General features: G+C 39.3%; 2 protein-coding genes. One reads left to right on the forward strand and one right to left on the reverse strand.

Going from position 1 to position 3,896, the window contains the following annotated elements:
* Window positions 1-67 precede the first annotated feature (67 nt).
* Window positions 68-3,013 carry a MobA/MobL family protein gene (locus FYJ84_RS14265; RefSeq protein WP_205764292.1) on the reverse strand — a complete coding sequence of 982 codons (2,946 nt, stop codon included), beginning with the start codon at window positions 3,011-3,013 and terminating at the stop codon, window positions 68-70.
* Between the two features lie 322 nt (window positions 3,014-3,335).
* On the opposite strand from FYJ84_RS14265, the gene FYJ84_RS14270 reads away from it, so the two are divergent.
* Window positions 3,336-3,572, forward strand: a complete 237-nt coding sequence (locus FYJ84_RS14270; RefSeq protein ID WP_154408250.1) for a hypothetical protein — start codon at window positions 3,336-3,338, stop codon at window positions 3,570-3,572.
* Window positions 3,573-3,896 lie beyond the last annotated feature (324 nt).

Consider the following 3,896-nt stretch of genomic DNA (forward strand, 5'->3'; position numbering starts at 1 on the left):
AATATTTACAAACATGCCTTTGGGATTTTTGCTTATAATCCTGAAGGTTTGTTAAGTGCACTTTATTTCAAGAATTTGCTTCAAAAACTTTTGAGAAAACCTGTTGACATATTACCAGGTTGCTATATCTAATTTCATCTTTTTCAGCTTCAGATAGCAATTCCCAGTCATCCTGATCTTCATGCTTGCTTTGCAGAACCAACGGCGTAAACTTTTCATCTCCGGCCAGGGCAGCTGCAATCTTTGGAGCTGATGAACGAAGACTGCCACCGCCTGATAATTTATATCTTGTGTTGCCGCCATATACAGCGTGATTTTTTGCAGCAGTGTGCAAAGGCTTTAGTTCGTCAATTTTCTGTTGTACAGCAGCTAGTTGATTTGACAGTTTTGCAAATTTCATGGCGATAGGTGCATTTTTCTGTAATATTCCAGTGACAATATCGCTAATTTTACCTTGCGCTTCAGGAGTGGCACACAATGCTTCTAACTGTTTTTCCGTTTCATTCAGCTTCAATAATGAGGCATTAAAATCATCAGAAGAAATTTTATTACATGCTCGTGACTTTTCCAGTTCACGCCGTTCTTTACGAAGTTGCTGGAAGTCCATCAGTCCGGTTCCTTTGGCTACAAATCGGACGTAGTTATTTTTTGCCATCACCATAGCTCGTTCAGATGAAATAACTTTAGGTCTCAGTTTGGATATTTCTTCGCGCAACTTTTTGGCTTGCGCATATAATGTTGATAGCTCATCACCAAGGCTGTTTGAGATATTATCTGCTGTATATCCATTATCTTGGTTTTCAGCTTTTAAGCGGTCGGAATATGCTTTGCTTAAATCTGCAATTGCTTTTTGCTGACTTATAAGCAAGGTGTTAATTTTTTCTCGCACAGATTTATTGGCGAAAATCATACAGCCAGCTGAAGCTTGAATTTCTTTTTGTTTCGATGGCTGTTGCAATCTATCAAAAATCAATCTCATATCAGGTGCCTGCTTTTTTAGCTCGTTTTCGATTCTGATAATCTCATCATCAATAGATTTAAGCACATCATTTTTTAATACGTCATTAGGAAATTCCTGCATCTGCAAAGCGGCCTTAAATTCCTTCCAATGCTTCCTTTCCTGAGCCAGGCTTTTAAAAGCCTGCCATGTTTCCCTGTGCTTTTTCGTCATGTATTTTACCATTGACTGCTCAATGGCTTCACTGCTGCTCACGAGAATGGATTGCAAAGTTTCAATTTGCTTATCAAATGTGCTAATTGCGTTTAGTTCTTTGGCAAAAATTTGCCTATCGTTATCCGTCAACAGATGGGAAATTTCTTGCCTGGATTTTTGATTATTTTTCAGAAGGTGAATATTTTTTTCAATAGCAATATTGCAAGAGAGTATGTTCTTACAAATTTTGCTTTGAAATTTTTCATGATTATATTGACGTAATTTTTTTTGTTCTTTATATAGTGGGGAATTTTCGTTTAGAAGTGAGTTGGGGCCCACAGCAGCTTCTGGTACCTTATCAAGAAGTTCTGCAAGAAAAAGATTGCCATTAGCGAGGGCTTCAGCTCGTCTTGCTTTCAATGAACGATGGTCTACTCTGGAGGAATGGCCATATTTCTCCAATGTTTCATTTTGAAGTTCTGCCACGCTTTCACGCAGCTTGTTGATAAATTTTGCTCTGTTTTTATCTATCCAGCATTCAGCTTTTTTGCAGCCACCTGCTTCAGGATGACCATCTTTTACGGATGCGCGACTGAAAAACACTTCAGCGGTTCTGCCCACGGATTTTTCATAATCATCAAGCTGCCTGGTGGAAAACATTATATGTACATGTGCATGATGTTCGCCATTACTCATGCTGCCGATTTTGTCATGAATGGCCCAGGCATAATAATACTCTTGAAGATGCTTTTGAAGAAATGCTTCTACAATTTCCTGCTGCTGAGAAAGCTCTAACTCATTTGGCAGTGCAAAGACAATTTCTTTGTATCGCTCGCCATTTGATGATTCAAATTTATCAGCAGCCTCGAAAAATTTCTTAGCGGAGCTATCCGCCCATTTCGGCAGATGATTGCCGGTAGCCATGCAACCGCCCCGTTGCTTAAATCTGGTTTCTCGATTGATGTACTGAACGTGACTTGAAGCAAAAGTTTTATCAAGAGCGGATTGCAGATTGTGCATGATTTGTTCAGCAGCTAGTTTTGCAGCAGTTCGTCGAGAGCCTGATACATCCCATCGCAGCTCAGGATAGGTTTCATGTCGTTCTCTGATGCTTCGCTGTAAGTCATCGTATTCATTTTTTGACAATAGCACATCAGGATTCCGTCCTGATACATCCATTGTGCTGCCGGACAAAGTTGGCACGCAGAAGCCTCTTTGGGCCTTTTCCGCAATGGTAGATCCAAAAGGGTTGGACTGATTATGGACGGAGCCTTTGCTGAAACGCTGGGAAAGAGGCTGGTTAATTCTGCTGGCTCCTGCTTGGTGGCCTGTTCCAACTCTGTTTCTTCCTGATTCATCGGTAGCAATAGTTCTTCCTCCTGCTGCTTCAAATTCTCGTCGTTCATTGTTTATATCCTCCTTCGCTTGTTTCAAGTCATTAGCAAAATTCGTTGTGAAGTGTATAGGCAAATACAGACTGTATGCTGCCTTTGCAACGTCCTGGCGAAATGACTCATTTCCATGCACGGATAGTTCATCGCCGTAGATGTTTTGTGCTACCAGCAGTGCAGTTGCTATGGTTTGCATAGATGCACCTTTAGAAATTTTTATACCGGCATCATCCTGTCGAATCACACCGAATGGACTACTGTACAGCAGAATCTCTCGGCCTGGCTGATGTTCGATCAAATTAGGGCCGGAGATTACATTTTCCGTTGCAGCTCGTTCAAGCTCCCGCTGGTCTACATCCTTATATCTGCCTTTTCGATCAATGTACTCTGCATGTAATTTAGCTGATATTCGCTGTCCATTTGCAGATTTTTTCTTATCTGACTTGATTTCAAATCGGAATAATGCCATAAAAATCACCATACTTTAAGAAATTATTGAGCCAACCGCAGGTTCAAGGAGCGTAACGCGACTGGCAGAACAAAAGTATCTCTAACTTATGGCTCGCGAGCCATTTTGCCGCGTAAGCGGCATTTTGAGTTTCTCGCTAAGAGAAACTCCTAACTGCACATGTACACTATTTTACACCAACTTTATTTTACACTGATAATGACTTATTTGCAAATTTTATAGCAAAATAACATAAAAATTACACAAGATATTGTGTTTTATGGTATAATAGCCACAACATCTTGTGTTTACATTGAGAGGGGATGTGCTTGGTGATTGAGTTATGAATAGATTAGAACGTAAGGAACGGGAGTTGCGAATAATTCAACAAAAACTGCAACTGGAAGAAAGAAAACGTAAAATCTTCAAAGAGAGTTTGAGTAGCACAAAAAGAAGGCAGCACCAGAAGAAGATATTCCAGGCTGGCCTTTTGTTTGAGGAGGCTGGGATTCTGGAAAGCTATAATAGAGAAGAAATTTTAAAGTTATTTAAAGAAATGGCGAGAATTCATAAAGAATGAAAATAGCATATATATGTGTATTCGTACTCATAATTTTAATACACTTAATTCTGGTGATGAAAACATTGGGAGAAGATAAAAAGTTTTTATCTGTATTGATATTGTTGCGTGGAGTGCTATGGGGGGATTTGTATACGTTTTTTTGAAAATAATTGTTTAATGGAGTTATTCGGAACGTTTATAATAGATGGTAATAGTTGGTCCTATGTCAAGATTTAGTACAACATAAAATGAGAAATTTTAATTATTTTCAGCTTACCAATAGTGATTCTCTAGCAACGCTCGCATTGTAAAGTTTTTCGAAGTCATCTGGCGAAAGATATC

Source organism: Anaerovibrio slackiae (assembly GCF_009695585.1).
Lineage (GTDB): Bacteria > Bacillota > Negativicutes > Selenomonadales > Selenomonadaceae > Anaerovibrio > Anaerovibrio slackiae.